At 53.0% G+C, this 2,774-nt stretch carries 1 rRNA gene; it reads right to left on the minus strand.

The features are described 5' to 3' along the window. Positions 1-2,773 (minus strand): 23S ribosomal RNA (locus BALCAV_RS20660); the annotation flags it as partial. Between the last annotated feature and the right edge of the window lies 1 nt (position 2,774).

Below are 2,774 nucleotides of genomic sequence, written 5' to 3' on the forward strand. Positions count from 1 at the left end.
TCCACACGTAGCTACCCAGCGATGCTCCTGGCGGAACAACTGGTACACCAGCGGTGTGTCCATCCCGGTCCTCTCGTACTAAGGACAGCTCCTCTCAAATTTCCTGCGCCCGCGACGGATAGGGACCGAACTGTCTCACGACGTTCTGAACCCAGCTCGCGTACCGCTTTAATGGGCGAACAGCCCAACCCTTGGGACCTACTTCAGCCCCAGGATGCGATGAGCCGACATCGAGGTGCCAAACCTCCCCGTCGATGTGGACTCTTGGGGGAGATAAGCCTGTTATCCCCAGGGTAGCTTTTATCCGTTGAGCGATGGCCCTTCCATGCGGAACCACCGGATCACTAAGCCCGACTTTCGTCCCTGCTCGACTTGTAGGTCTCGCAGTCAAGCTCCCTTTTGCCTTTGCACTCTACGAATGATTTCCAACCATTCTGAGGGAACCTTTGGGCGCCTCCGTTACTGTTTAGGAGGCGACCGCCCCAGTCAAACTGCCCACCTGACACTGTCCCTGAACCGGATCACGGTCCGAGGTTAGAATGTCAGCACAGTCAGGGTAGTATCCCACCGACGCCTCCACCGAAGCTAGCGCTCCGGCTTCCAAGGCTCCTACCTATCCTGTACAAACTGTACCAACATCCAATATCAAGCTACAGTAAAGCTCCATGGGGTCTTTCCGTCCTGTCGCGGGTAACCTGCATCTTCACAGGTACTATAATTTCACCGGGTCTCTCGTTGAGACAGTATCCAAATCGTTACACCATTCGTGCGGGTCGGAACTTACCCGACAAGGAATTTCGCTACCTTAGGACCGTTATAGTTACGGCCGCCGTTTACTGGGGCTTCAATTCAGAGCTTCTCCCGAAGGGATAACCCCTCCTCTTAACCTTCCAGCACCGGGCAGGTGTCAGCCCCTATACTTCGCCTTGCGGCTTCGCAGAGACCTGTGTTTTTGCTAAACAGTCGCTTGGATCTTTTCACTGCGGCTCTCTCAGGCTATTCACCTTAATAGAGCACCCCTTCTCCCGAAGTTACGGGGTCATTTTGCCGAGTTCCTTAACGAGAGTTCTCCCGAGCGTCTTAGAATTCTCTTCTCGCCTACCTGTGTCGGTTTACGGTACGGGCACCTCTCACCTCGCTAGAGGCTTTTCTTGGCAGTGTAGAATCAGGAACTTCGGTACTCAATTTCCCTCGCCATCACAGCTCAGCCTTTATGAGAAGCGGATTTGCCTACTTCTCAGCCTAACTGCTTGGACGCACATATCCATCAGTGCGCTTACCCTATCTTTCTGCGTCCCCCCATTACTCAAACGGTGAGGAGGTGGTACAGGAATTTCAACCTGTTGTCCATCGCCTACGCTTTTCAGCCTCGGCTTAGGTCCCGACTAACCCTGAGCGGACGAGCCTTCCTCAGGAAACCTTGGGCTTTCGACGGAGGGGATTCTCACCCCTCTTTTCGCTACTCATACCGGCATTCTCACTTCTAAACGCTCCACCAGTCCTCACGATCTGACTTCGCTGCATTTAGAACGCTCCCCTACCACTGACACCTGAAGGTGTCAATCCATAGCTTCGGTGATACGTTTAGCCCCGGTACATTTTCGGCGCAGAGTCACTCGACCAGTGAGCTATTACGCACTCTTTAAATGGTGGCTGCTTCTAAGCCAACATCCTGGTTGTCTAAGCAACTCCACATCCTTTTCCACTTAACGTATACTTGGGGACCTTAGCTGATGGTCTGGGCTGTTTCCCTCTTGACTACGGATCTTAGCACTCGCAGTCTGACTCCCGAGGATAAGTAATTGGCATTCGGAGTTTGACTGAATTCGGTAATCCTGTGGGGACCCCTAGTCCAATCAGTGCTCTACCTCCAATACTCTCACCTCGAGGCTAGCCCTAAAGCTATTTCGGGGAGAACCAGCTATTTCCGAGTTCGATTGGCATTTCACCCCTACCCACACCTCATCCCCGCATTTTTCAACATGCGTGGGTTCGGGCCTCCATTCAGTGTTACCTGAACTTCACCCTGGACATGGGTAGATCACACGGTTTCGGGTCTACGACGGCGTACTCATTCGCCCTATTCAGACTCGCTTTCGCTACGGCTCCGCTTCATCAGCTTAACCTTGCACGACATCGTAACTCGCCGGTTCATTCTACAAAAGGCACGCTGTCACCCATTAACGGGCTCCAACTAGTTGTAGGCACACGGTTTCAGGATCTCTTTCACTCCCCTTCCGGGGTGCTTTTCACCTTTCCCTCACGGTACTGGTTCACTATCGGTCACTAGGGAGTATTTAGCCTTGGGAGATGGTCCTCCCGGATTCCGACGGGGTTTCACGTGTCCCGCCGTACTCAGGATCCACTCTGGAGGAAACGAAGTTTCGGCTACGGGGTTGTTACCCTCTTTGACGGACCTTTCCAGGTCGCTTCACCTACTCCGTTTCTTTTTGACTCCGTATAGAGTGTCCTACAACCCCAAGAGGCAAGCCTCTTGGTTTGGGCTGTTTCCGTTTCGCTCGCCGCTACTCAGGAAATCGCATTTGCTTTCTCTTCCTCTGGGTACTTAGATGTTTCAGTTCCCCAGGTCTGCCTTCTCATACCCTATGTATTCAGATATGGATACCATCCTATTAAAGATGGTGGGTTCCCCCATTCGGATATCCCCGGTTCAAAGCTTACTTACAGCTCCCCGAGGCGTTTCGCCGTTCGTCGCGTCCTTCTTCGGCTCCTAGTGCCAAGGCATTCACCGTGCGCCCTTTCTAACTTAACCA

The organism is Alkalihalobacillus alcalophilus ATCC 27647 = CGMCC 1.3604 (assembly GCF_000292245.2).
Lineage (GTDB): Bacteria > Bacillota > Bacilli > Bacillales > Bacillaceae_D > Alkalihalobacillus > Alkalihalobacillus alcalophilus.